This window comes from Streptomyces sp. NPDC030296, from assembly GCF_055572815.1.
In genome coordinates this window covers 431699-454851 of sequence record NZ_JBVICQ010000006.1, presented here as the reverse complement: position 1 = coordinate 454851, position 23153 = coordinate 431699, and the positions used below count along the sequence as shown (strand labels likewise).

General features: G+C 72.4%; 18 protein-coding genes and 2 pseudogenes. 14 read left to right on the top strand and 6 right to left on the bottom strand.

Features of this window, described 5'->3' with window-relative positions; all coding sequences use genetic code 11:
• Positions 1–81: 81 nt before the first annotated feature.
• Together ACZ4Z3_RS20180 and ACZ4Z3_RS20175 are read left to right on the top strand one after the other, a co-directional pair.
• Positions 82–2196, top strand: coding sequence for an autotransporter (locus ACZ4Z3_RS20180; RefSeq protein WP_468502264.1), 2115 nt, complete (start codon positions 82–84; stop codon positions 2194–2196).
• Positions 2197–2629: 433 nt separating this feature from the next.
• Positions 2630–2734: pseudogene (locus tag ACZ4Z3_RS20175) on the top strand (IS5/IS1182 family transposase); the annotation flags it as partial.
• Between the two features lie 35 nt (positions 2735–2769).
• Here the strand turns inward: ACZ4Z3_RS20175 and ACZ4Z3_RS20170 are convergent.
• On the bottom strand, positions 2770–3534 hold the full coding sequence (locus ACZ4Z3_RS20170; RefSeq protein ID WP_468502357.1) for a MerR family transcriptional regulator: 765 nt from the start codon (positions 3532–3534) through the stop codon (positions 2770–2772).
• A gap of 400 nt (positions 3535–3934) precedes the next feature.
• Between ACZ4Z3_RS20170 and ACZ4Z3_RS20165 the strand changes: the two genes are divergently transcribed.
• Positions 3935–4480 carry a GNAT family N-acetyltransferase gene (locus ACZ4Z3_RS20165; RefSeq protein WP_468502263.1) on the top strand — a complete coding sequence of 182 codons (546 nt, stop codon included), beginning with the start codon at positions 3935–3937 and terminating at the stop codon, positions 4478–4480.
• On the opposite strand, the gene ACZ4Z3_RS20160 is transcribed toward ACZ4Z3_RS20165, so the two are convergent.
• Positions 4477–5931 (bottom strand): amino acid permease, encoded by a 1455-nt coding sequence (locus ACZ4Z3_RS20160; RefSeq protein WP_468502262.1) that lies wholly within the window; start codon positions 5929–5931, stop codon positions 4477–4479. The genes ACZ4Z3_RS20165 and ACZ4Z3_RS20160 overlap by 4 nt on opposite strands.
• A gap of 150 nt (positions 5932–6081) precedes the next feature.
• On the opposite strand from ACZ4Z3_RS20160, the gene mmuM reads away from it, so the two are divergent.
• The 3 genes from mmuM to ACZ4Z3_RS20145 all read left to right on the top strand — a co-directional run bounded on the left by mmuM (position 6082) and on the right by ACZ4Z3_RS20145 (position 9038).
• Positions 6082–7050 carry a homocysteine S-methyltransferase gene (gene mmuM, locus ACZ4Z3_RS20155; RefSeq protein WP_468502261.1) on the top strand — a complete coding sequence of 323 codons (969 nt, stop codon included), beginning with the start codon at positions 6082–6084 and terminating at the stop codon, positions 7048–7050.
• A 172-nt stretch (positions 7051–7222) separates the two neighbouring features.
• Positions 7223–8014 carry a class I SAM-dependent methyltransferase gene (locus ACZ4Z3_RS20150; protein ID WP_468502260.1) on the top strand — a complete coding sequence of 264 codons (792 nt, stop codon included), beginning with the start codon at positions 7223–7225 and terminating at the stop codon, positions 8012–8014.
• Between the two features lie 43 nt (positions 8015–8057).
• Positions 8058–9038, top strand: a complete 981-nt coding sequence (locus ACZ4Z3_RS20145; protein WP_468502259.1) for a helix-turn-helix domain-containing protein — start codon at positions 8058–8060, stop codon at positions 9036–9038.
• Between the two features lie 492 nt (positions 9039–9530).
• On the opposite strand, the gene ACZ4Z3_RS20140 is transcribed toward ACZ4Z3_RS20145, so the two are convergent.
• Complete coding sequence (locus ACZ4Z3_RS20140) at positions 9531–10655, bottom strand: MerR family transcriptional regulator (protein ID WP_468502258.1); 1125 nt, start codon at positions 10653–10655, stop codon at positions 9531–9533.
• 157 nt (positions 10656–10812) lie between these two features.
• Positions 10813–11469 carry an RNA polymerase sigma factor gene (locus ACZ4Z3_RS20135; protein WP_468502257.1) on the bottom strand — a complete coding sequence of 219 codons (657 nt, stop codon included), beginning with the start codon at positions 11467–11469 and terminating at the stop codon, positions 10813–10815.
• A 194-nt stretch (positions 11470–11663) separates the two neighbouring features.
• Here ACZ4Z3_RS20135 and ACZ4Z3_RS20130 point away from each other — a divergent pair, with 194 nt between their 5' ends.
• From ACZ4Z3_RS20130 to ACZ4Z3_RS20115, 4 genes are read left to right on the top strand one after another with little or no spacing between them, the layout of a single operon-like run.
• Entirely contained in the window at positions 11664–12476 is an 813-nt protein-coding gene (locus ACZ4Z3_RS20130; protein WP_468502256.1) for a DUF4397 domain-containing protein, read from the top strand.
• 43 nt (positions 12477–12519) lie between these two features.
• Positions 12520–13161 (top strand): class F sortase, encoded by a 642-nt coding sequence (locus tag ACZ4Z3_RS20125; protein ID WP_468502255.1) that lies wholly within the window; start codon positions 12520–12522, stop codon positions 13159–13161.
• A gap of 41 nt (positions 13162–13202) precedes the next feature.
• Positions 13203–13625 (top strand): hypothetical protein, encoded by a 423-nt coding sequence (locus ACZ4Z3_RS20120; protein ID WP_468502254.1) that lies wholly within the window; start codon positions 13203–13205, stop codon positions 13623–13625.
• The gene (locus ACZ4Z3_RS20115; RefSeq protein ID WP_468502253.1) at positions 13595–14416 is read left to right on the top strand and encodes an anti-sigma factor; all 822 of its coding nucleotides are present in this window, start codon (positions 13595–13597) and stop codon (positions 14414–14416) included. The genes ACZ4Z3_RS20120 and ACZ4Z3_RS20115 overlap by 31 nt, the downstream gene beginning before the upstream one ends.
• Before the next feature lie 36 nt (positions 14417–14452).
• Here the strand turns inward: ACZ4Z3_RS20115 and ACZ4Z3_RS20110 are convergent, their stop codons facing one another.
• Positions 14453–15295, bottom strand: a complete 843-nt coding sequence (locus tag ACZ4Z3_RS20110; protein WP_468502252.1) for a class I SAM-dependent methyltransferase — start codon at positions 15293–15295, stop codon at positions 14453–14455.
• Positions 15296–15580: 285 nt separating this feature from the next.
• The gene (locus ACZ4Z3_RS20105) at positions 15581–17167 is read right to left on the bottom strand and encodes a carboxylesterase/lipase family protein (protein ID WP_468502251.1); all 1587 of its coding nucleotides are present in this window, start codon (positions 17165–17167) and stop codon (positions 15581–15583) included.
• 300 nt (positions 17168–17467) lie between these two features.
• Between ACZ4Z3_RS20105 and ACZ4Z3_RS20100 the strand changes: the two are divergent.
• The 4 genes and pseudogenes from ACZ4Z3_RS20100 to ACZ4Z3_RS20085 form a co-directional block, all read left to right on the top strand.
• Positions 17468–17596 (top strand): annotated as a pseudogene (locus tag ACZ4Z3_RS20100) (Arc family DNA-binding protein); the annotation flags it as partial.
• Positions 17597–17706: 110 nt separating this feature from the next.
• Positions 17707–19752: an NAD(+) synthase gene (locus ACZ4Z3_RS20095; protein ID WP_468502250.1), complete on the top strand. Its 2046-nt coding sequence runs from the start codon at positions 17707–17709 to the stop codon at positions 19750–19752.
• Between the two features lie 150 nt (positions 19753–19902).
• Entirely contained in the window at positions 19903–20943 is a 1041-nt protein-coding gene (locus ACZ4Z3_RS20090) for a LacI family DNA-binding transcriptional regulator (protein ID WP_468502249.1), read from the top strand.
• Between the two features lie 189 nt (positions 20944–21132).
• Complete coding sequence (locus ACZ4Z3_RS20085; RefSeq protein WP_468502248.1) at positions 21133–23151, top strand: sulfatase; 2019 nt, start codon at positions 21133–21135, stop codon at positions 23149–23151.
• Positions 23152–23153: the final 2 nt, after the last annotated feature.

The window sequence follows — 23153 nt, the reverse complement described above, 5'->3', positions numbered from 1 at the left end:
TTCCATCGTTCGCCGGCGCTCTGTTCGCGGGGCGGGCGCGGATTTCTGTTATCGGATGGCGTCCCGGCCGTCTCCGAAGGTGTGCGCAGCCATATCCACAAGACAGCGGCGGCCGCCGGAGCCCTGGCGGTCACCGCCCTGATGCTCGGTGCCCCGACCGCGAACGCCGCCCCCCGTGACGCGACCGCCGACGTGCTGGCGGGCCGGGACGTCCGGCTCGACGGCGACACGGTCGTGACCGTGCCGCCCGGGAAGACGACCTACGACGGCACGTTCAGCGGCACCGGGACGCTGACCGTGCGGGGCACCGGGACCCTGATCCTCACCAGGGACAGCGAGTTCACCCTGCCGAAGTCCCGGCAGCGGCAGGTCGTCAAGACGCTCGGCGGCAACCACCCGTACGTCACCGTGACGAACCCGGACCCGCCGGCCGTGACCGTCGCGAGGGGCGCGACCCTCCAGTACGGGAACGGCGGCCGGACCGGGCTGATCGGGCACTTCCCGTACAACACCCCGGCGTTCCGGCTCAACCAGGACAACATCAGGGTCGACGGCACCCTGCGGCTGGTGCTGAAGGACGTCCAGTACAACCTGGGCACCATCAGCGGCTCGGGGCTGATCAGTCAGCCGAGGTTCCTGTGGGCGACCTGGGACCTGTCGGGCACCCACCCGTTCACCGGTGTCATCGACAACGGGACACAACTCAACGCGGGCGCGCCGGAGTACGCGACCTCGCTGCCCGGCGTACGCAAGATCCTCAACCAGGGCACCTGGACCGTGGACACACCCCTGGGGCAGACCGTCACCCAGGGCATGGACTTCTACCAGCGCGAGTACGGCAGCGACATCAACGTCCAGTCCCGGCCCGGCAGCAAGGTGATCCTCACGGGTCAGTACAGCTGGTCGAACCAAGGCGGGGACACCGACCCCTCGCTCAGCGACCCGGCCCTGAACTGGACGCCCGCGCGGAAGAACGTCAACAAGCGCGGCACCAACATCAAGGGCGCGAACGTCCAGTGGGGCGACGGCACCACGAACAAGATCTTCATGCCGGGCACCGCCGAGACGGTCTACATCAACCTGCTCGCCGCCCGCTCCCGTTCGCTGCTGACCTTCGACTACAACGGTCCGGTCACCCTGGGCGCCCCCATCGGCGGCGGGGTGTTCCACGACACCCTGTCCGCGCCCGGCGCCGGGGACATCGTCATCAAGGGCACCAAGGGCAACGACGTCACCTTCGCCGCCGTCCAGTACTACAACGGCTCGACGACGATCCAGAAGAACGCGGTGCTGCGGCTGGGCAGCGGAAAGCGGGGCGGCGACGGCGGGCTCTACACCAAGGGCGACCTGTACAAGGTCGTCAACGACGGCACGCTGGTCGTCCGCAACGTCACCAAGCCGGTGTCGCTGTCCAGGATCGGCGGCAGCGGCTCGTTCACCCAGTCCGGCGCCGCGACGACGACGCTGACGGGCAGCGGGGTGACGTACACCGGGCTGACGACCGTCACCAAGGGCACGCTCGCCCTCCGCTCGGGGGCGACCCTGGCGCGCAGCAAGGGGATCCGGCTCACCACGGCGGGCGCGAGGCTCGACGTGGGCACGGCCGGGCTGACGGTGAACCGCTCGCTCTCCGGCAAGGGCACGGTGCGGGGCTCCGTAACCAACGCCGGTGCGGTAGTGGCGGGCCTGCGGGTGACCGGCGGCTACACCCAGACGGGGCGGGGCCGACTGGTGCTGCGCGAGCGGCCGTTGAAGGTGTCCGGGGCGGTACGGCTGGCGGGCGAGCTGGACTTCGCGGCCCTCGGCGCCGTCGGCGGCCCCGGCGAGAAGGTCACCGTGATCGACCACACCGGCAAGGGCGGCGTCACCGGTACGTTCAAGGGGCTGCGCGAGGGCGCGAAGGTGAAGCTGGCCGACAACACCTACCGGATCAGCTACCGGGGCGGCGACGGCAACGACGTCGTCCTGACGGCGGCGAAGGCGGCCGCCTCGCCGAAGACCAGGTCCGCGGCGGACGCCGGGACGGACCCGCGGGGCCCCGACACCCTGAACACGAGCGCCTCGGCCGACGGCGGCCTCGGCTGGTGGCCGTACGCCCTGGCCGTCGGTCTTCTCTGCGCCCTCGCCGTACCGATGAGCAGGCGCCGCGGCAGGAACCGCCGTCGGGGAGGCGGCCGCCACGCGGCGACGGGGTAAGGGCCTACGGCTGCACGTCGAGTCCTACGAGCGCGCCGATCTCCACGAGTTGGTCCGGCAGCGCCAGGTCGGCGACGTCCATGACCGTGCTGGTGGGGCGGTGCCCCCGAAGTACTCGGCGTGCAGCCGCGCCGTCGTGCCTTCTCCCGCAGGTCCCCCACCAGCACGGTGGTCTCCACGATCTGGCTCCGCTCGGCCACGAACCGCTTCAGCAGACCCGCAGAGCCTGGCTGTACCCCGGCCTCGGGGAACATCGGTACAGCGGTTAACGCTAAGCCGGTGATCATGGCGCCCGGCACAGACGGCAGGACCGGCGGCGATGTGCGGCGGAAGATCCCTTATCAACGTCGGGCGCCGATAGCTTCACGCTCATGCCAGTGGAGTTCCTGACCGACGAACAGGCGGCTTCGTACGGCAAGTTCAATGAGGAGCGATCAACGCCCTCAAGGGCTTCCGCGCCGTCGCCGCCCGATTCGACCAGAGGGCATACATCTTCCACGGCACCGTGACCGTCGCAGCCATTCGCCTCCGGCTGCGATCACGACCGCCCGAACAGCCCTCAGGCGCGTGCGGTCAGCTCAGCCGGGTATCGGCGTACACGGTCATCGCATCGCGCTGGTAGACGGCGAGACCGTCGGCGATCTTGTCGAAGTTGGCCCGCATCTGCGGGTCGTCGACATAGGTCTGGCCCACTCCCTTGTACGCGGCCGCGGTCGGGGTCCAGAACCGGCAGATGCCCTGGTAGTTGGCGTCCACTTCGGCCTGTACCGCAGGGTCGGACACCGGCGTGCCGGCCACCATGAACTCCGCCATACGGATCATCTGCGCCGTCACCTCACGCTGCCAGCGCTCCGTGTCCTCGGGAGTCATCGCCTCGACAGCCTGCCGGGACTGCTCCCACGCCTGCGGCCACCGCTCCCGTACCTCGGCCTCGGCCTCGGAGGGGGCCTGGAACCCCTCGAACAGGTTCTCCGGCTTGTTGATCTTCGTCATGTGACCCTTGCCCTTACCTTCTTCCAGTTCAGCGATGGTGCGGCCGACCGTACGGGCCAGCGTCTCCAGCCGGTCCCGCTCCGCGAGCAGCCGTTGGTGGTGCTCACGGAGCACGGCCACCTGGTCGAGCCGGCTGTCCAGGACCTCCTGGATCTCGCGCAGCCCCAGGTCCAGCTCCCGCATCAGCAGGATCTGCTGCAACCGCAGCAGATCGGCCTCCTCGTAGTAGCGGTGCCCGTTGCTCCCGATCCATGCGGGCGGCAGCAGGCCGATCTCGTCGTAATGCCGTAGCGTCCGCGATGTCACCTTGGACATCCGCGCCACTTCCGCGATCGACCAGGCCATTGCCGGTGCCTCCCTCGCCGGGCCGGTCTCTCCGGCCACACACATGACCGTAGAAGTTGCCGCAACGGAAAGCGCAAGCCCGAAGCCCTGTTGGACAGGCGCCAGGGCCTGACCCGTCGGACAGACCCTGGGCCATGTCCGCAAAATCCCGTTTGCCCCGCAACGCCTGGCACACCCTCCGGGCGGACGACGGGACTGTGCGGACACGACCTTGTCCTCAACGCGCGCAAGGCGTACAGCGCCTCCCCCACGGCATGCCGAAACCGAATGCCTTCGCCTGAGAACTCATGTCTCACTCCGCGAACAGGCCCCTCGCGGCTGAAGTTGGCGTTCCGTACGGATGACGCTTGTCCGGGAGCGAAGAAGTGTTCTCCGCGCGCGCAGTTGGCAGGATCGGCCCATGAGTGAGCATTCGGTGACCCTGACGAGGATCACGCCGCAGGACTGGCAGGCCGTCCACGCGTGGGCCCGCCTGCCGGAGGCGTGCCGTTTCCAGTCCTGGGGCCCCAACACGGAGGAAGAGACACGGGCCTTCGTGACGTCGGCGGCCGCGGCCTGGTCGAGTACGCCCCAGCTCAGGTTCGCCCATGTGGCGCGCCTGGGTGACGACGTCGTGGGGATGGGCGAGTTGCATGTCCGCAGCCGCGAGCACGGCCAGGGCGAGATCTCCTACGTCGTGCATCCGCGGGTATGGGGCAAGGGCATCGGCACGCGGATCGGTCGCCGACTTCTCGCCTATGGATTCGCCGAGTTGGGCCTGCACCGGATCCACGCCACCTGCGACCCGCGGAACACCGGCTCGTCCCGCGTGCTGAACAAGCTCGGCATGACCTATGAGGGCCACCTGCGCCACACCGCGTGGATCCGGGACGGCTGGCGGGACTCCCTGGTGTTCAGCGTGCTCCAAGAGGAGTGGAGTGCGCGGAACGGGGCCGCCCGAACCTAGGGGGTGGTGTCCGCGTCCTGGGGCGTCTCCTGGCGTCCTCGCAGCCACACGTAGACCGGGATGCCCGCGAAGAGGAACAGAGCGCCCTGGTAGACGGCCGCGTAGCCGGCGCCGGCGATCAGCCAGAAGGAGAAGGCGAAGGAGAGGCCGGCGACGATCAGGTCGCGGACCAGACCGGCGGGGCGCACGCGCTCGCGGGTGCCGCGGGCCAGCCAGTACAGCTGGGCGGCGGCCGACAGCAGGTACGGGACGCAGCCGGTGAACGTGGTGATGAGGACGAGCACGCGGAACGCGGTGTCCGGGTCGTCCGCGTAGTTCACGACGATGAGGATCGTGCCGAGCACCGCGGTGGCGAGGACGCCGAAGCCGGGCACCCCGCCCTTGCCGAGCCGGGCGAACGGCTTCGGGAAGAGACCGTCGCGGGCGGCGGCGTACGGCATCTGCGCGCTCAGCAGGATCCAGCCGTTGAGGCAGCCGACGATCGAGGCGACGGCGACCAGCGCGATCACGGTGCCGCCCCAGCCGCCGCCCGCGATCGAGTCCACGGCGTCCGCGAACGGGGCGCCCGACTCGACGAGTTCCTTGTGCGGGACGAGACCGAAGACGGCGACCGTACCGAGGATGTAGACCACCGCGGAGGCGACGGTGCCGAGGACGCTCGCGCGTCCCACGGTGCGCTCGGGGTCGCGGACCTCGCCGGCGCTCACGGCGGCCGACTCGACGCCGAGGAAGCTGTAGAGGAGCAGCGCGGCGGAGGCGGCGATAGCGCCGGGGACGCTCTCCCCGGAGGCGTTGAACGGGCCGTAGTTGTCGGCGTCGATGAAGAACAGACCGATCGTGGCGACCAGCAGCAGCGGCACGAACTTCAGGACGGTCGAGACGACCTGCACCGCGCCGACGTAGCGGGTGCCCGCGAAGTTCGCGGCGGCCGGCAGCCACAGCGCGGCAAGGGCCACCACCGCGAGGACGGCCTTGCCGTCGCCCAGGGGTATCAGCACGTCGACGTAGCCGACGACACCGACGGCGAGGGCCGCGATGCTGACCCAGCACATCGTCCAGTACGACCACGCCGACAGGAAGCCCGCGAAGGGGCCGAAGGCGTCGCGCGGGTAGACGTAGAGACCGCCGGTGACCGGGCTGCGCCTGGCCAGCTTCCCGAACAGCAGAGCCAGCAGCACGGCCGCCACGGAGAGGACGACGAACGCGACCAGGCTCACCGTGCCGTACGGGGCGACGGCGGCGGGGAGCGTGAAGATGCCGCCGCCGATGATGTTGCCCATCACGAGTGCGGTGGCAGCGGCGAGACCGAACTTACGGCCGGCGGGCGCCGGGGCGGCGACCGGGGCGGCACCGGGGTCGGCGGGCCGGGCGGCGGCGGAGTCGTCCGCTTCACGTCCGGCGGTCGCGGACGGTTCGGGCTCTGCGGCCTCGGGGGTGCTCGTGGTGCTCATGCGGTTCCCTGGGGATGGGGATGGGGATGGGGAGGGGTGGGACGGGGAGGGCCGTGATCGTATCCCGGCGTTCCACATGGTGGTCAATCTGTTCATAAGGTGGACACATTCGGTTCGGGAGCACGGTCGCGGCTCGATTACCGTCGTCGTATGACCAGCAACGCCCCGGGGAGTCCCTCCCCCTCCTCCGCCCCCTCCCCCTCCCCCGCCCCCGCCCCCGCCCTCGGCGAGGCGCTCGCCGCCGGCGCGCTCGTCCTCGACGGCGGCATGTCCAACCAGCTGGAATCGGCCGGGCACGACCTGAGCGACGACCTGTGGTCGGCCCGGCTGCTCGCCGAGCGGCCGGAGGCGATCACCGAGGCCCACCTCGCCTACTTCGAGGCGGGCGCCGACGTGGCGATCACCTCCAGCTACCAGGCCACCTTCGAGGGCTTCGCCAAGCGCGGCCTCGACTCCGCGCGCGCCACCGAACTCCTCGGTCTCAGCGTGGAGTTGGCCCGCGATGCGACCCGGCTGGCGCGGGCGAAGGGCGTCGGGCGCCCCCTGTGGGTGGCTGCCTCGGTCGGCCCGTACGGGGCGATGCTCGCGGACGGCTCCGAGTACCGGGGGCGGTACGGGCTGAGCGTCGCCGAGCTGGAGCGGTTCCACCGGCCTCGGCTGGAGGTGCTGGCCGCCGCCGCGCCCGACGTCCTCGCCCTGGAGACGGTGCCCGACACCGACGAGGCCGAGGCGCTGCTGCGGGCGGTGCGCGGGCTCGGGGTCCCGGCGTGGCTGTCGTACACCGTGGCCGGGGAGCGGACGCGGGCCGGGCAGCCGCTGGAGGAGGCGTTCGCCCTGGCCGCCGACGCCGAGGAGGTCGTCGCGGTGGGCGTGAACTGCTGCGCCCCGGAGGACGTCGACGCGGCGGTGGCGACGGCGGCCCGGGTCACCGGCAAGCCGGTGGTGGTCTACCCGAACAGCGGCGAGGCCTGGGACGCGTCCGCACGGGAGTGGACCGGCCGGTCCCGGTTCACCGCGGCGGAGGTCGAGGGCTGGCGCACCGGCGGGGCCCGGCTGATCGGGGGATGCTGCCGGGTGGGACCGGGGGCGATCTCGGCGATCGCCGAGGTACTGAGCTGACGCCGCCGGCCTGAATCGGTAGATCGGCCTCAATCAGCAGACGCCGAACTCCGCGGAGTTCACCGTCTCCTTCCCCGCGGCGGGCGTGCGCTGGCTGGAGGAGCGGCTGCGGCTTACCTGAGCGGCGGTCGCGGACGCTGACCCCGCGGGTGACACGGCCTAACCTCGGTGCATGTCCAAGACCTCGGTGGCGCGCTTCTACGACGGACTGGCCGACGACTACCACCTGATCTACGCGGACTGGGAGGCGAGCGTCCGCCGCCAGGGGGAGGCGCTGGACGGCCTGTTGGGGCGGGAGCGGGCGGTGGTGCTGGACTGCTCGTGCGGCATCGGCACCCAGGCCGTCGGGCTGGCGCTGCGCGGGCATCGTGTCGTCGGGACCGATCTCAGTGCCCGCGCCGCCGCCCGCGCCGCCCGTGAGGGCGCCCGGCGGTCGGTGCCGCTGGTCACCGCCACCGCTGACATGCGGCGCCTGCCGTTCGCCGACGCCCGGTTCGACGCGGTGGTCTGCGCGGACAACTCCCTGCCCCATCTCCTGACCGAGCCGGACGTCCGTACCGCCCTGACGGAGATGCGGCGCGTGCTGCGCCCGGGCGGCCGCCTGCTGCTCAGCACACGCCCCTACGACGAACTCCTGCGGGAGCGGCCCTCGTCGACGCCTCCGCAGGTGCATCTGCCGGAGGGCGGCGGACAGCGGACGATCACCTTCCAGCTGTGGCACTGGCACGACGACGGGGAGCGGTACGACCTGGAGCACTTCCAACTCCTCCCCGCGGACAAAGAATGGCGCGTCGAGGTCCGCCGGACCACGTACTGGGCGCTGCGGTCCGACCGGCTGGCCGGCCTGGTGTCCGACGCCGGCTTCGAGGACGTCCGCTGGCGGACGCCCGGTGAGACGGGGTTCTTCCAGCCGCTCCTCACCGCCTGCGCCGACGCGCGCGGTTCGGCGTACGCCCGCGGCTGAGGGTCCGCTCCGCCGGTTCGGGGTCCTGTGATTGACTGCGGCGATGTTGCCAGAGTCGGTGTTCCGCTCCCTGGATCTGCCTCCGGGTGACCGGTTCGACGCGTGGACGGAACGCATGGGCCGCACGCATGCTCCGCTGGACCTGTCCAGTGACCGTGCGGCGGACTACCGCGTGCACCAGCGGCTGATCGGGCTGGGTGACGTGATGGTGTGGCCGGCGACGTTCGATTCGCTGGTCTTCCGCCGGACGCCGAAGCTCGTCCGCCAGTCCGACCCCGAGGTCTACCACCTGTCCCTGCTGCTGGGCGGAGAGGGCACGGCCACCTGGGGCAGACAGGAGGTCACGTACCGGCTCAACGACATCCACGTCAACAGTTCGTCGCGGTCGTGGGACGTCTTCACCGGCTCCGACCCGGTGACCATCGTCGGCGTGGAGATCCCCCGGGCGCTGGTGGCGCTGCCCGCGAGCCGGGCCGATCAGGCGGTGGGGCGGCCGATATCGGGCCGTGAGGGGGTCGGCGCGCTGCTGTCGCAGTTCCTGGTGAACCTGACCGCGGACACCGGCCCGTACCAGCCGCAGGACGCCGCCCGGTTGGGCACCGTCGTCGCCGACCTGGTCACCGCCGCCTTCGCCCACACGCTGGACGCCGATCCGCTGATGCCGGCGGAGGCCTACGACCGCACGCTGATGCTGCGGATCAAGGCGTTCGTCCGCCGACATCTCGCGGACCCGGAACTGACCCCCGCCGCGATCGCCGCCGCCCACCATCTCTCCCGCAGCCGTCTGTACGCCCTCTTCCGCGCCGAGGGTGTCGGTGTCGCCGCGTACGTCCGCGACCAGCGGCTGGAGCGCGCCCACCGCGACCTCGCCGACCCGGCGTTGCGCACCGAGCCCATCCACTCCATCGCCGCCCGCTGGGGCTTCCCCCGCCCCGCCGACTTCACCCGCGCCTTCCGCACCGCCTACGGCATGCCGCCCAGCGAACTCCGCGCGACCACCTCGCCCGAGGCCGCGGGGGACTGACCCGACCCGTCCGGCCCAGTGCGCGGGGCGGACGCATCCGTGGACCGGTCCCGCGCGGAACATTCGGGTGATGGGCCGCACGGGGCCGCACCGACGGACGGGAGAGGTGGTCGTGTGTCCCCAGCGACCACGGCCCCGTCTCCCGCGAGGAAGCCGAAGCCGCGCTGCGCACCTGGGCGGCAGAGCGGGGAGTCTCCACAAGGCCGCGCTGAGACAACCGTCCGGGCCGGACGGTGTTCCGCTCGACGGTCGGCTCACGGGGTGATCATGCGGACGAGGAAGAACGCGGCGAACAGCAGCGCCGAGCGCGATCAGGAACGGCCACAGGTGCGGGTGCTCCCAGATGCCGCCGTCCGGTCGTTCGTGGTGGGCTTCGGCCTCATGCGGGGACGTATCGCACCCTTTCTTCCGCACCGGGAGCGTCTCCGGATGCGCGTGCCGAGTGTGCGTGCCGAGTGTGCGTGCCGATGCCCGCCCGGACTCCGGCGCAGATCACACGGACTCCTGCACCTGCCGCTGGCCCGCCGTCGACGCGTCATCGCCGGGGCGGCCGACCGACGTCATGATCCGGACGGCGTCGGTCAGTCCGAAGGGGCGCACGAGGTCGGGGTCCGCGCGCAGGCCCCATCCCGGGCCGCACAGCAGGACGTGGCTGCGGGTGCGGGCGCCGTGGATGCCCCAGCGGATCGCGGCGAGGTGCCGGGCGAGGGGGAGGTCCGCGGTGCTCCGGGACTGCGACCACAGGGCCACGGCGGCCGGGGCGACCCGCCGCACGGTGGCCTCCAGTGCCTCGACCGGCACCGAGCCGCCCAGCATCAGGACGCGCCGGCCGCGCTCCGCCAGTACGGCGGTGAGCGCCTCCAGCGGGAGCGTGTGCTGTTCACCCGGCAGGCACGCCAGCAGGACGGGGCGCGAGTCGGCGGCTCTGTTCCGGGCCGCGGCGCGCGCGTAGGCGTGGCGCAAGGCCACGGAGATGTGCCAGGACAGGAGGTGCTCCACTTCCACGTACCGGTCCTCGGACGACTCCCATCTGCGCCCCACGTACCGCAGCGTCGGGATCAGGACCTCCTCCCACGCGGCCATCAGGCCGTACGACTCCACCGCCGCCGTGATCTGTTCCTGCACGGCCTCGGCGTCCATGCGGACCGACGCCCGGGCCAGCCCTCGGCCCCGTCGGCGCGAGTCCTCCACGGACGGCGTGTCAGCCGCCCCCACGGGGGCCGCCGGGTGCTCGGGGGCCGCGGCCACGGGCGTCGCGTCCTTCGGGAGCCACGGCTCCCCGACCGGTGCCAGGGGCCGGGGCGGCGGGCCTGCGGGCGGAGTGTCGGCGGCGGGGGCGGGGGCCGCGGGGCCGCCGGTCCGGGCGGCCTGGGCCTTGGCGGTACGGGCCGCCTCCGCCGGGGGAAGGCCCTCGGCCGTCAGTCGGCACATCTCCCGCACCATCGCGACGTCCTCGGCCGTCCAGCGCCGGTGCCGGCCCTCGACCCTGGTCGCCGGTCCCAACCCGTAGCGGCGGTCCCACGAGCGCAGGGTCGTGGGAGAGATGCCGAGCCTGCGCGCGAGCACCCCGGTCGTCACGCCGGCCCCGACCACGCCGGGTTCCTCGTGAGCGTCCATCCTGTGCCTCCAGCGCCGTAGCCGATGCCCCGGGGGCTCGGGGCATGAGAGGTATTCCCCGTCCGACAGGTGTACGGATGCGAGCCCCGACGCCCTGGGGGCGGCAGCGGTCCTCACCCCGGCCGCCCGCTCGGGCCGCCCAACCCTCCGGCCGGAATCAGGCCGACGGTTCCATCACGCGCCGCAGTGAGTGCAGGGCCCGGCGGATATGACTCTTCACCGTGCCCAGGGGCAGTCCCGTCTGCTCGGCGATCTCGGTCTGGGTCATGTCGCCGTAGACGGCCATGCCCAGCAGTCGCCGTTGCACGGGCGTCAGGTGCTGGAGCTTCTGCAGGACGAGGACCCGGTCGACGGCGACCTGGCTCTCGTCGACACCCCAGTGCCGTACGGCCTCCTCCTGCCGCGCCGCGGACATGCCCTCGATGTCGGCACGGCGGGCTCGCGCCGCGTGCGCGTCCGCGATCGCGTGGCGTGTGATGCCGACGAGCCATCCGCCCAGGGCTCCACGCTCCGGCCGGTACCGTGCGCGTCCCCGCCAGGCGGCGAGGAAGACCTGCTGGGTGACGTCCTCGGCGTCCCGCGGATCGCTCAGGGAGCGCCGCGCGAGGGTGTACACGAGGGAGCCCCACCGCCGGTACGCGAGGGCGACCGCCTCCTCGTCCCCGGCGTGGAACCGCCGGGCGAGTTCGGTGTCGTCGCCGGTCTCCTCGTACGGCGGGAGCGGGCCGGGCACCCGGTCGGGGCCGGGGTCGCGCGGACGCGTGCGCTCCGCGTCGGCGCTCAGGTACGTGTCGGGCCGGGCAGTGGCCATCATGAGCTCCGAGTTCGAAGGACTACGACACGACGACCGTCCGTCGAAACGATGCGCCCTCGCAACGTGCAGCGATAGCGCATCGAAACGGGGGCTCATGGAAACCGCGAAAGGATCTGCATCCTCCGTCGAGGCGCGCGCCGAAGACCTCGTGCACTCACTCACAGGGAGTGGGCGGTTCGAAGGGACAGCCAGTCATGATCTCCCGCACCCCTGTCGCCGCGGCGGCTTCTCTCGGCCTGTGCGCGCTCGCCCTGGGCGGCGCCGCCACCGCGACCGCCGCCGACGACGACCAGGCCATGGTCTCCGTCTTCCACGCCGTACCCGGCCTCGACGTCGACGTGTACGCCAACGGCGACGAACTGATTCCCGACTTCAAACCGGGCACGCTCACCGACCCGCAGCCCCTTCCCGCCGGCTCGTACGACCTGAAGGTGTTCAAGGCCGGCGCGGACCCGAAGGGCGAGCCCGCGATCCAGAAGACGGTCGAGGTTCCCGCCGGAGCCAACGCGACCGTCGTGGCCCACCTGAACGCCGCCGGCGCGCCCCAGTTGGACGCCTACGTGAACAGCACCTCCGATGTGGCCGCAGGGAAGGCCCGGTTGACGGTCCGTCATGTCGCGGCGGCTCCGGCGGTCGACGTCCGGGCGGGCGGCACACCGGTCTTCAAGGGCCTCGTCAACCCGAAGGAGGACACCGCGACCGTGGACGCCGGCACGGTCTCGGCGGACGTCGTGCTCGCCGGCACGGACGACGTCGCCATCGGTCCCGCCGACCTCAACCTCAAGGAGGGCACCGCCAACATCGTCTACGCCTGGGGCAGCGCCCAGGACAAGAACCTCGCCCTGAAGGTGCAGACCCTGACCGGCATGCACTCCGCGCCCTCGGGTGTGAACGCCGGCGCCACCAACGACCCCGACGCGTGGCCGGCGTACGCCGCCGGGTTCGGCCTCCTCGGCCTCGCCGGCGCGCTCACCGCCCGCCGTGCGGTGTCCCGCGGCCGTGCCTGACACCGGGCCGGCCCCGTGGCTCCGGCAGCGACCGCGGACAGCGGTGACAGTGCTGCTGGCGGTGTCCGGAGCCACGGTGCTGGCACTGGCGCCGTCCCGCGAGAGCCTGCCGCCGACCGCGGACTTCGACGCCCGGACGGCCGCGTCGCCCCCCGCGGCCCCGCCCGTCCGGGCGGAGGACACCGGCACGCCGACGACGACGACGCCGTCGACGAGCCCCTCCTCCTCCGCCGCCGTCCCCAGACGGCTCGACATCGAGCGCGTCGGTCTCCGCGCCGCCATCGAACCCCGTGGGGTCGCCCCGGACGGCAGCGCCGACATCCCCGAGGACCCGGAGAAGGTCGGCTGGTACCGCTTCGGCCCCGCGCCGGGGGAATCCTCCGGTTCCGCCGTCATGGTGGGACACGTGGATTCCCGCACGGGCGACCTCGGTGCCTTCGCCGCCCTCTTCGACGTCCGCGCGGGCGACGAGGTGACCGTACGGCGGGCTGCCGCGCCGCCGGTCACCTACCGGGTCGTCACCCGCGCCCGCGTGGACAAGGACCGGCTGCCCGCCTCGGCGTTCACCAGGACGGGCCGACCGGTCCTCACGATGATCACCTGTGCGCCTCCGTTCGACGCGGAAGGAGGCGGCTACCAGCGGAACTTGGTGGTGACGGCGATCCCGGTCACCCCCACCGGATGAGTCCAGCGCCGGGCGTCCCTCTCACGCCTACGCTGCTGTCCATGTCCGACGCGGAGGAGACCCTGACCGAACAGCGGCCGGCCGCTGCCCCGGCCAGCGACGGGAGGAGAGCCGACGGCGAGGGGGCAGCCGAGGACGGTGAAGCAGCCGACGTCGAGGAGACGGTCGAGGTCGGGATGACGGCCGACAGCGGCGAGAAGGCCGTAGGCGTGGAGAAGGCCGTAGGCGTGGAGAAGGCCGTAGGCGTGGAGAAGGCCGTAAGCGGGGGGACGGTCGACGCCGGGGAGACGGCCGACAGCGGGGGAGCGGTCGCCTACGAGGAGACGGTCGTCGGCGGGGCAACCGTCGGCGCCGAGCGGAGCGGCCCGCGGTCCCGGCTCCCCCGTCCGGCCGCCCTCGCCGCTCCGGCCGCCCGTACGACGGGAGGTGGAGCATGGCGCAGCACCTGGACGCGGACGAGCTGACCGACCTCGCCCTCGGGGCCGACGCCCGCTCCACCCCACGCCAACGGGACCATCTGGCCCGGTGTCCGCGGTGCCGCGGGGAACTCGACCAGCTGCGGCGCGTGGTCCGGGCCGCCCGAGACGTGTCGACCGACGACTTCCTGACCGCGCCGCCCGACACGGTGTGGCACTCGATCGCGGCGCAGCTGGACGGGGACTCGGCCCCGCAGCGGCCGACGGAGAACGACGACAGCCCGACGGTCCGGGGCGGACCCGGCGAACTCGGCGGTCCCGACGGTCGTCCCGGACCCGGCGGTCGCGACGAACGCGGCCGTGGTGGCACTGGCGGTCTCGGCCGCGGTCGTGCGTGGCTGCGTCGCCCCGCCCTGCTGATCGCCGCCACGAGCCTCGTCGTGGGGGCGCTGCTGGGCAGTGCCGTCACCGCCTGGCGGCTCGACGACGGTCCGCCGACGGCCGAGGCGAGCCCGGCGAGCCGCCTCGCCCCGCTGGCCGTCCCCCGCGCGGCCGGGACGGCACGCCTGGTCCACGGGCCCGAGGCCGAACGCGAGGTCACGGTGACCGTCACCGGCCTGCCCCGCACGGACGGCTACTACGAGGTGTGGCTCATGGACCGGACCCACACGCGGCTCGTCGCGATGGGTGTTCTCGGCCCGGACGGCACCGCCACACTGCCGCTCCCCGCACGGATCGACCTCGGCCGCTACCCCCTGATCGACGTGTCGGCGCAGCAGGACAACGGAAACCCGGCCCATTCCGGCACGAGCGTCGTACGCGGCACCCTGCCCGGCTGACCGACCCCGCCCGAAGCGGACGCGTCCGCCCCGCCCTCAGTCGCGGCGGGACGGGCCCCAGATCATGATCTCGGTGGCGGGGAGTCGCTCCGCGAAACGGCCGTCGGGGGACGCCTCGCGCAGCAGCGCCCGCAGCTCCCGTTCGAATCCGGCCAGCTCGTCGCCGAAGAGGTGGGGCGCGGAGTCCGAGCGGGAGAACGCCCAGGCCACGAGGTCGTCAGCGGTACGGTCGACCACCTGCCCGGCGGGTACGACGAGACGCCGGACGTGGGAGAAGCCGGCCCGCTCCAGGACAAGGTCCTCGCGGCCGGGCGTGCCGTTGACGAGGAGCCCCTGTCCCGCGCGGCGCACCGGCCCGAGGCGGCGGCGCACGAGGTCGGCGATCCGGTCGTACGGAGGCGGGACCGACGGGGGCGGCGGCGGTGCCGTGGGCGGGTCCTTCAGCTCGCTCAGGTGGACGAACACGCCGCCAGGCGCCAGCATCTCCCGCACGGTGGCGGCGACGCGGTCGCGCTCCGTCCAGTGGAACGACTGGGCGAACACCACCACCCGGAACTCCCCCAGCCCTGCGGGCAGGTCCTCGGCGCGGGCGGCCACCCAGCGGGCGTTGGTCACGCCCCGGCGCCCGGCCTGCCGCTCCGCCTCGGCCAGCATGTCCGCGTCCGGGTCGACGCCGACCGCCTCGGCGACGTACCGGGCCATCGGGAGCAGCACGACGCCGGGGCCGCAGCCGACGTCGAGGAGACGGCCGGTGCCGTCCAGGCCGAGGGCCTCGGCCAGGGCTTCGGCGAAGCCGGGCGCGTAGGGCAGCCGCCCCCGCTCGTAGTGGGCCGCGCTGCCCCGGAAGAGGCTGCTGTCCCACTGCCATCCGTCAGACATCCGGTGCCCCTCATCCCGTCGGCACAGGCCCACCCGGGGCGGCCCGGCCCCTCTTCAGCGGGGCCCAAGATATACCGGCCGACCCGGCGGCCGCGCCGGTCAACAACCATTGGCCGGGCGCCGCAGGCAAAGGCCCGCCGCCCAAGCGCCCGGCGGCGCCGCAAGGTCGCCGCCTCACTGCGCCTTGGCCGCACCACCGCCTCACTGGTGACTCACTCTCCGGAGGCTCGCCCCTCGGAAGCTCGTCCTCCCGAGAGTCGCTCCCCGGCGACTCCCCCGGCCGGTTCAAGGCGCCCGGCGGAAGCGGCGGAGGGCCGCCGGGAACGGGGCTCCGCCGGAGGCCGTGAACGTTCCCGTGGTCTGGGTTCTGCGGGGGCGTTGCGCGTCCTCCGCCCAGAGGGCCAGCTCGCGGTCGTAGGGGCCGAGGGCGATGCGTCGGTCGTCCGGGTCGTCGAAGACCCGCACGGGGTGGGTGGCGTCCCAGGGCGTCCAGCCGGGGTCGCCGTGCGTCGCGAAGCGGACCCACGCGTCGTGCAGGATGGTGGCCAGGGCGCGGGGGGTGTCCTCGCCGGCGAGTTTCGCGGAGGCGGCGGTGTCGCCGGTGTCGAAGACGAAGCCGAGCTCCAGGGCGTGGCAGGCGCCGAGGTCGGGCAGGTTCGACGGCCAGGCGAACTCGTAGACGTGGGTCGGCGCGTGGACGGGGCGCGCGTCCGCCACGCGGTGCAGGGGGACGCGGAGGAGGTGGTCGGTGACGAGCCGGCCGGCCAGGTCGGCGGGGCCCAGGTCGGGGTGGAGTTCGCGGTAGCGGCGGAGGACCTCGGGGCCGCAGTGGCAGCGGGCGCGGGCACCGGCCAGGGCAACCGTGCCGAGCCGGTCGAGGCGCTCGTGGAGACCGCCGGGGACCAGCCAGAGGCGGTGCTCGTCGCGGGTCCACCCCAGGAGGAGGCCGATGTCGTGGGCGGCACCGTCCTCGACGAGGGCCTTCAGGGGGTCGCGCGGCACCAGCTCGCCGTCGACGACGATGCCGAAGGCGGGGCCGCCCAGGACCGGGCTGCTGAGACGGCCGACCTCCGCCTGGGCCTCGGCGAGCGCTGAACGGTCCACGTCGGCGAAGGCCGCGGCCGTGGCCGGCACCTTCAGCCGGGCGGCCATCCGGCGCACCATGCGGCGCACCTTGTCCCGGTCCAAGGCCTCGGGCGGCCCGCTCTGCAGCACGGCCCGGTGGAAGAGGCCCCGCGCGCGGGGGGCCACGAGCAGGGCGCCGATGCTGATGGCGCCGGCCGACTGGCCGAAGACGGTCACCCGGTCGGGGTCACCGCCGAACTCCGTGATCGAGTCCCGGACCCACTCCAGCGCGGCGAGCTGGTCGCGCAGTCCGGCGTTGGGCGGGGCGTCCGGGAAGAGACCGTATCCCTCGACACCGAGGCGGTAGTTGAGGGAGACGAGGACCACGCCGTCACGGGCGAAGGCGCTGCCGTCGTACACCGGGATCATCGACGAGCCCCTGGTCAGGGCGCCGCCGTGGATCCAGACCAGGACGGGGAGCCGGGCCCCGGGGCCCGGCTCCGGCGTCCACACGTTGAGGTTGAGGCAGTCGTCGCCCGCGACGACGGGGTCGGTCAGATAGCGGGCGAAGGCCTCCGAGTAGGCCGGTTTCGGCGGGGTCGGCCCGAAGGCGCCCGCGTCGCGGACACCGTCCCAGGGCTCGGGCGGCACGGGCGGGCGGAACCGGCGGGGGCCGAAGGGCGGGGCCGCGTACGGGATGCCGCGGAAGACCGCGATCCCGTCCTCGTACCCCTCCCCGTAGGCGTACCTGCCGCGGACGTCTCCGTACGGTGTGCGGACCACGGGGTCCGGCCGGTCCGTCGTCATACGCTCACCAGCTCCTCACACCCGCTCGCCCGTGAACCGCCGTTCACATCAGAGCACCACATCCCCCCGCGGTATTCCGGTCCTGGGGGATCCTTGACGGCTATTCGGCGTACAGGAGGGCATCGCAGCCGAGGTGGCCGCGGCGCCCGTTCCGACTCCCGTCCCGGACGCCCTCACCGACGAGCTGGGCTCCGGCCGACTGAACGCGGTCCTCGACGCGACCGAGCCCGACTCACCGAGTGCGCCCTCCGCCGGCATCCCCGGAACGCCGTCGCGATGCCACCGTGGCATCATTCCAGCATGGATCCTGAGAAGCGGATCTCTCTCCGCCTGCCCGCTGACCTCCACGAACGTCTTGTGGAGCGAGCCCGGACCGATCGGCGGTCCCTCAACTCGGAGATCATCCATCTGCTGGAGGTCGCCATCGGCCCGGCGGCGAAGACGCCCGATCGCCTCGACGGCGTTCCGGCTCCCCACCCTGCTCCGCAGGAGCGCACGTCCTCCCCGGCCGAACACCGGGGTGTCCACGGAGGAAACCGGTGAACTTCTGGTCGCTCTATCAGCACGGCTTCGCGCGCGTCGCCGCCTGCACCGGTCACGCGACGATCGCCGACCCGCCCGCCAACGCGGAAGCGGTACTGCGGCAGGCCCGCCGCTGCGCGGAGGACGGCGTCGCCGTCGCCGTCTTCCCCGAACTGTGCCTGTCGGGCTACTCCATCGAGGACCTCCTGCTCCAGGACGCGTTGCTCGACGACGTCGAGGCGGCGCTGCGGACGGTGGTCGCCGGGTCGGCGGACCTGCTGCCCGTGCTCGTCCTCGGCGCCCCGCTGCGGCACCGGCACCGGATCTACAACTGCGCGGTGGTCGTGCACCGTGGGCGGATCCTCGGCATCGCGCCCAAGTCGTACCTGCCGAACTACCGCGAGTTCTACGAGAAGCGCCAGATCGCCGCGGGTGACGACGAGCGCGGCGGGACGATCCGGGTCGCCGGCGCGGAGGTGCCGTTCGGCCCCGACCTGCTGTTCGCGGCCGAGGACGTCCCCGGTCTGGTGGTGCACGCCGAGGTGTGCGAGGACATGTGGGTGCCGGTGCCGCCGAGCGCGGAGGCCGCGCTGGCCGGCGCGACCGTCCTGGTCAACCTGTCGGGCAGCCCCATCACGGTCGGCCGGGCCGAGGACCGGCGGCTGCTGTGCCGTTCGGCGTCGGCCCGCTGCCTCGCCGCGTACGTGTACGCGGCGGCCGGGCAGGGCGAGTCGACCACCGACCTGTCCTGGGACGGCCAGACCATGATCTACGAGAGCGGCACCCTGCTGGCCGAGACCGACCGGTTCCCCGCGGGCGACCAGTACGCGGTGGCCGACGTCGACCTCGACCAGCTGCGGCAGTCCCGGCACCGGATGGGCACGTTCGACGACAACCGCCGGGCGCTGTCCGGGCGCACCGGCGCGTTCCGCGAGGTGGTGTTCCGGCTCGACCCGCCGACCACCGACCTCGGGCTGCGGCGCCGGGTCGAGCGGTTCCCGTTCGTGCCGTCGGACCCCGCCCGGCTCGCCCAGGACTGCTACGAGGCGTACAACATCCAGGTCGCGGGCCTCCAGCAGCGCATGGCGTCGATCGGCGGCCCGAAGATCGTGATCGGGGTGTCGGGCGGTCTGGACTCCACGCACGCGCTGATCGTCGCCGCGCGGGCGATGGACCGCGCGGGCCGCCCGCGCAGCGACATCCTGGCCTTCACGCTGCCCGGTTTCGCGACCGGCGAGCACACCAAGGGCAACGCGCACAAGCTGATGCGTTCCCTCGGGGTCACCGCCGCGGAGCTGGACATCACGCCCACGGCCCGGCTGATGCTGAAGGAGATGGGCCACCCGTTCTCGTCGGGCGAGCCCGTGTACGACATCACGTTCGAGAACGTGCAGGCCGGGCTGCGCACCGACTATCTGTTCCGGCTGGCCAACCAGCGCGGCGGCATCGTCCTCGGCACCGGCGACCTGTCGGAGCTGGCGCTCGGCTGGTGCACGTACGGCGTCGGCGACCAGATGAGCCACTACAACGTCAACTCCGGTGTGCCGAAGACGCTGATCCAGCATCTGATCCGCTGGGTCATCAGCAGCGGCCAGTTCGACGAGGACACCAACGAGACGCTGGCGGCGATCCTGGACACGGAGATCAGCCCGGAGCTGGTGCCCGGCGAGGAACTCCAGTCCACGGAGTCCAAGATCGGCCCGTACGCGCTGCACGACTTCACGCTGTTCCATGTGCTGCGCTACGGCTACCGGCCGTCGAAGATCGGGTTCCTGGCATGGCACGCCTGGCGCGACGCCGAGGCGGGTGCCTGGCCACCCGGGTTCCCGGAGGGCGAGCGGGTGGCGTACGACCTGCCGGAGATCTGGCACTGGCTGGAGTACTTCTGCCGGCGTTTCTTCGCGTTCGCCCAGTTCAAGCGCTCGGCCATGCCGAACGGGCCGAAGGTCCTGGCGGGCGGCTCCCTGTCGCCGCGCGGCGACTGGCGGGCCCCGTCGGACAGTTCGGCCGCGGCGTGGCTGCGTGACCTGGCCCGTTGGGACCTGCCGGAAGCCAAGGAGTAACCGCCCTGGGCGGCGCCCGCCCCTACGGGGCCGCCCTCTGCTTCCCTCTCCTTCCCGCCGTGTTGAGTTGGCCTTACGGTAGAGAGCGCTTGCTACTCGAATCGAATGTTTCACCGGCCCTCGGGACGGGGCCTGAGAGGTGGAGTCGCGATGGTGCGTGGCGGGAGCGCGACGGCCGGGCCGACGCTGGCGGTGGTGGCGCGCGAAGCCGGGGTGTCCGTGCCGACGGCCTCGAAAGTGGTCAACGGCCGGGAGGACGTGGCCCCCGAGACCAGGCGCCGGGTCACCGAGGCGCTGGACAGGCTCGGCTATGTCCGCAGACCCAGGTTCGAGGCGTCGAAGCCGTCGCGCATGGTCGACCTGGTGGTGCACTCGCTGGAGAGTTCCTGGTCGGGGGCGGTGCTGCACGGCGTGGAGCAGGCGGCGCACGACGCGGGCCTCGAAGTGGTGGTCTCGGCGGGTCTCAGCCGGACCCGGGGCGCGCGCCCGGAGGGCGGCTGGTTCGACAAGCTGACCGCCCGGGGCTCGGCGGGGGTGCTGTTCAACCTGGCCGAGCTGTCCCCCGCCCAGTACTCCTGGCTCGCCCAGCACCGCATTCCGTTCGTCCTGATCGACCCGGTGCTCGAACCCCCGCCGGGCGTGGTGTCGGTGGGCGCCGCCAACTGGCAGGGCGGGATGACCGCCACCGAGCATCTGCTGGCCCTGGGGCACGAGCGGGTCGCCGTCATCGCCGGGTACCGGCGCAAGATGTGCAGCAGCGCGCGCGTGGCGGGCTACCGCTCGGCGCTCATGGCCGCGGGCGTCCCGTACCGGCCGGAGTACGTCCGCTACGGCAACTTCACGGAGACCACCGCGCACCACCGCATGCTCCAGCTGCTGGACCTGCCCGAACCGCCGACCGCGGTGTTCGTCTGCTCCGACAGGATGGCGCTCGGGGCCTACCAGGCGCTGGGCGAGCGGGGGTTGCGGATCCCGGACGACATCAGCGTGGTGGGTTTCGACGATCTGCCGGAGGCCCGCTGGGCGACCCCGGCCCTGACCACCGTGCGCCAGCCACTGTCCGAGATGGCCTCGACGGCACTGCGGCTGCTCGCCGGGATGATGGAGGGCGACCGACCCGAGGGCACCCGCACGGAGTTGTCGACGCTGCTGGTGGAACGGGCGAGCACGGGGGCGCCGCGCTCGGTCTGACCCCGGGGTGGGAAGGTGTCGGAGTTCACGTGGAGGGGTTGCCGGCGGCCTGAGCACGGGTGAACGGTGGGCGTCGTCGCACCGTACGCATAGTGATGGGCGTACGGGCGCGAAGGCGGTCCCGCTCCTCGGCTCGCTCCGTCCACCAGCACAGAGCTCCAGCATGTTCCACAGGGAAGGACCTTCGGGTTGTCGCACACACGCTCTTCGCAGCTTCCGGGCCCGGCACCCGCACCGGACGACGACACCGCCCCCGAGAACACCGCCGAGGCCGAAGCTGAGCCCGAGGCCGGCGCCGATGCGAAGGCGGAGGCCGAACCGGAAGGCGAGACGGCCACCGAGTCCGCGACCGAGGCGAAGACCGAGCCGGAACCCGAGGCAGAGCCGGAACTGAAGGCCGAGCCCGAACCGGATGCCGAACCCGGACCTGACGCGAAGCCCGAACCGGATGCCGAACCCCGACCTGACGCGAAGCCGGAACCGGATGCGCAGACCGAACCGGAGTCGAAGGCCGAGGTGGCGGCCGGAGCCGAGGGGGCCGTCGGCGGCCAGGGCTGGCGCGGGCGGCACCCTCGGCGGGCGCGGGTGCTCGACCGGGTGGGGACCGGGCTGGCCATCGCGTTCGTCATGTTCGCGTTGCTCGTGCCGAACGACATGACGAAGTTCGAGGTGGGCCGGCTGCTGCGGATCCCCGCGGAGGGCATCCTCGGCGCGGCGCTGCTGCTGGTGCTGCCGCCGAAGGCGCGGCGTACGGCCGTGGTGGTCATCGGCGCGGTGCTCGGCCTGCTGATGATCGTCAAGGTGCTGGACATGGGGTCGTACTGGACCCTCGACCGGCCGTTCGACCTGGTGCTGGACTGGCCCCTGCTGGACAACGCCCGGTCGTTCATGAAGGACTCGCTCGGCAACACGGCGGCGCAGGCGGCGACGATCGGTGTGATCGCGCTGGTGATCGCCCTGCCGTTCCTGGCGACGTTCGCCGTCCGGCGGATCAGCCGGCTGATGGAACGCGACCGGCACACCGCGAGCCGTACGCTCCTCGTCCTCGGCACGGTCTGGATCACCTGCTCCACGCTGACCCTGGAGGTCGCGGACGTACCGCTGGCCTCGCACAGCGCGGCCACGCTCGTGGAGAACCGCATCGAGTCGGTGCGCGACGGGCTGAAGGAGGGCGAGGCGTTCGAGAAGCAGGCCGCCGTCGACGCCTTCGCCGACGTGCCGCCGGACCAGTTGCTGACGGGGCTGCGCGGCAAGGACGTACTGATCACGTTCATCGAGAGCTACGGCCGCTCCGCTATCGACAACCCGCAGATGGGTGAGCCGCTGAGTGAGACGCTCGCGCAGAAGACGCAGGAACTGAAGGACGCCGGGTACGCGTCGCGCAGCGGCTGGCTGCGCTCCCCCATCACGGGCGCCGGCAGCTGGCTCGGCCACTCCACGTTCCTGTCCGGGCTGTGGATCAAGAACCAGTCGCGCTACAACCACCTTGTCGCGGGCGACCGGCTCACCCTCACCGAGGCGTTCCGCCGCACCGGCGCCTGGCGCACCGTCGGGATCGTGCCGGGCACCCAGAAGGCGTGGCCGGAGGGCAAGTTCTTCGGTCTCGACCACATCTACGACTCGGACCAGCTGGGTTACCAGGGGCCGAAGTTCAGCTGGTCGACCATGCCGGACCAGTACACGCTGAAGGCGTTCCGGGAGCTGGAGTACGGCAAGGAGGGCCGCAAGCCGATGATGGCGGAGATCATCCTGACCTCCAGCCACAACCCGTGGGCGCCCATCCCGCGGACGATCCCGGAGGAGGAGATCGGCGACGGGTCGGTCTACCACGGCCTGCAGAAGGCCGAGGGCAAGGACCCCAAGGAGGTCTGGAAGAACCCCCTCGACGTCCGTGACGAGTACCGCAAGACCATCCAGTACTCGGTGAGCAGCATCGTCGACTTCGTCGCCAAGTACGGCTCGAAGGACACGGTCCTGATCTTCCTCGGCGACCACCAGCCCAACAAGACGGTCACCGGCGACAATCCGAGCCACGACGTGCCGGTGTCGGTCGTCGCGCAGGACCCGAAGGTACTGGAGAAGATCGACGACTGGGGCTGGACGGACGGCCTCAAGCCCGCGTCCGACACCCCGGTCTGGCGCATGGACAAGTTCCGCGACCAGTTCATGACGGCGTTCGGCCCGCAGCCGGGCGGTACACCGCAGTAGCG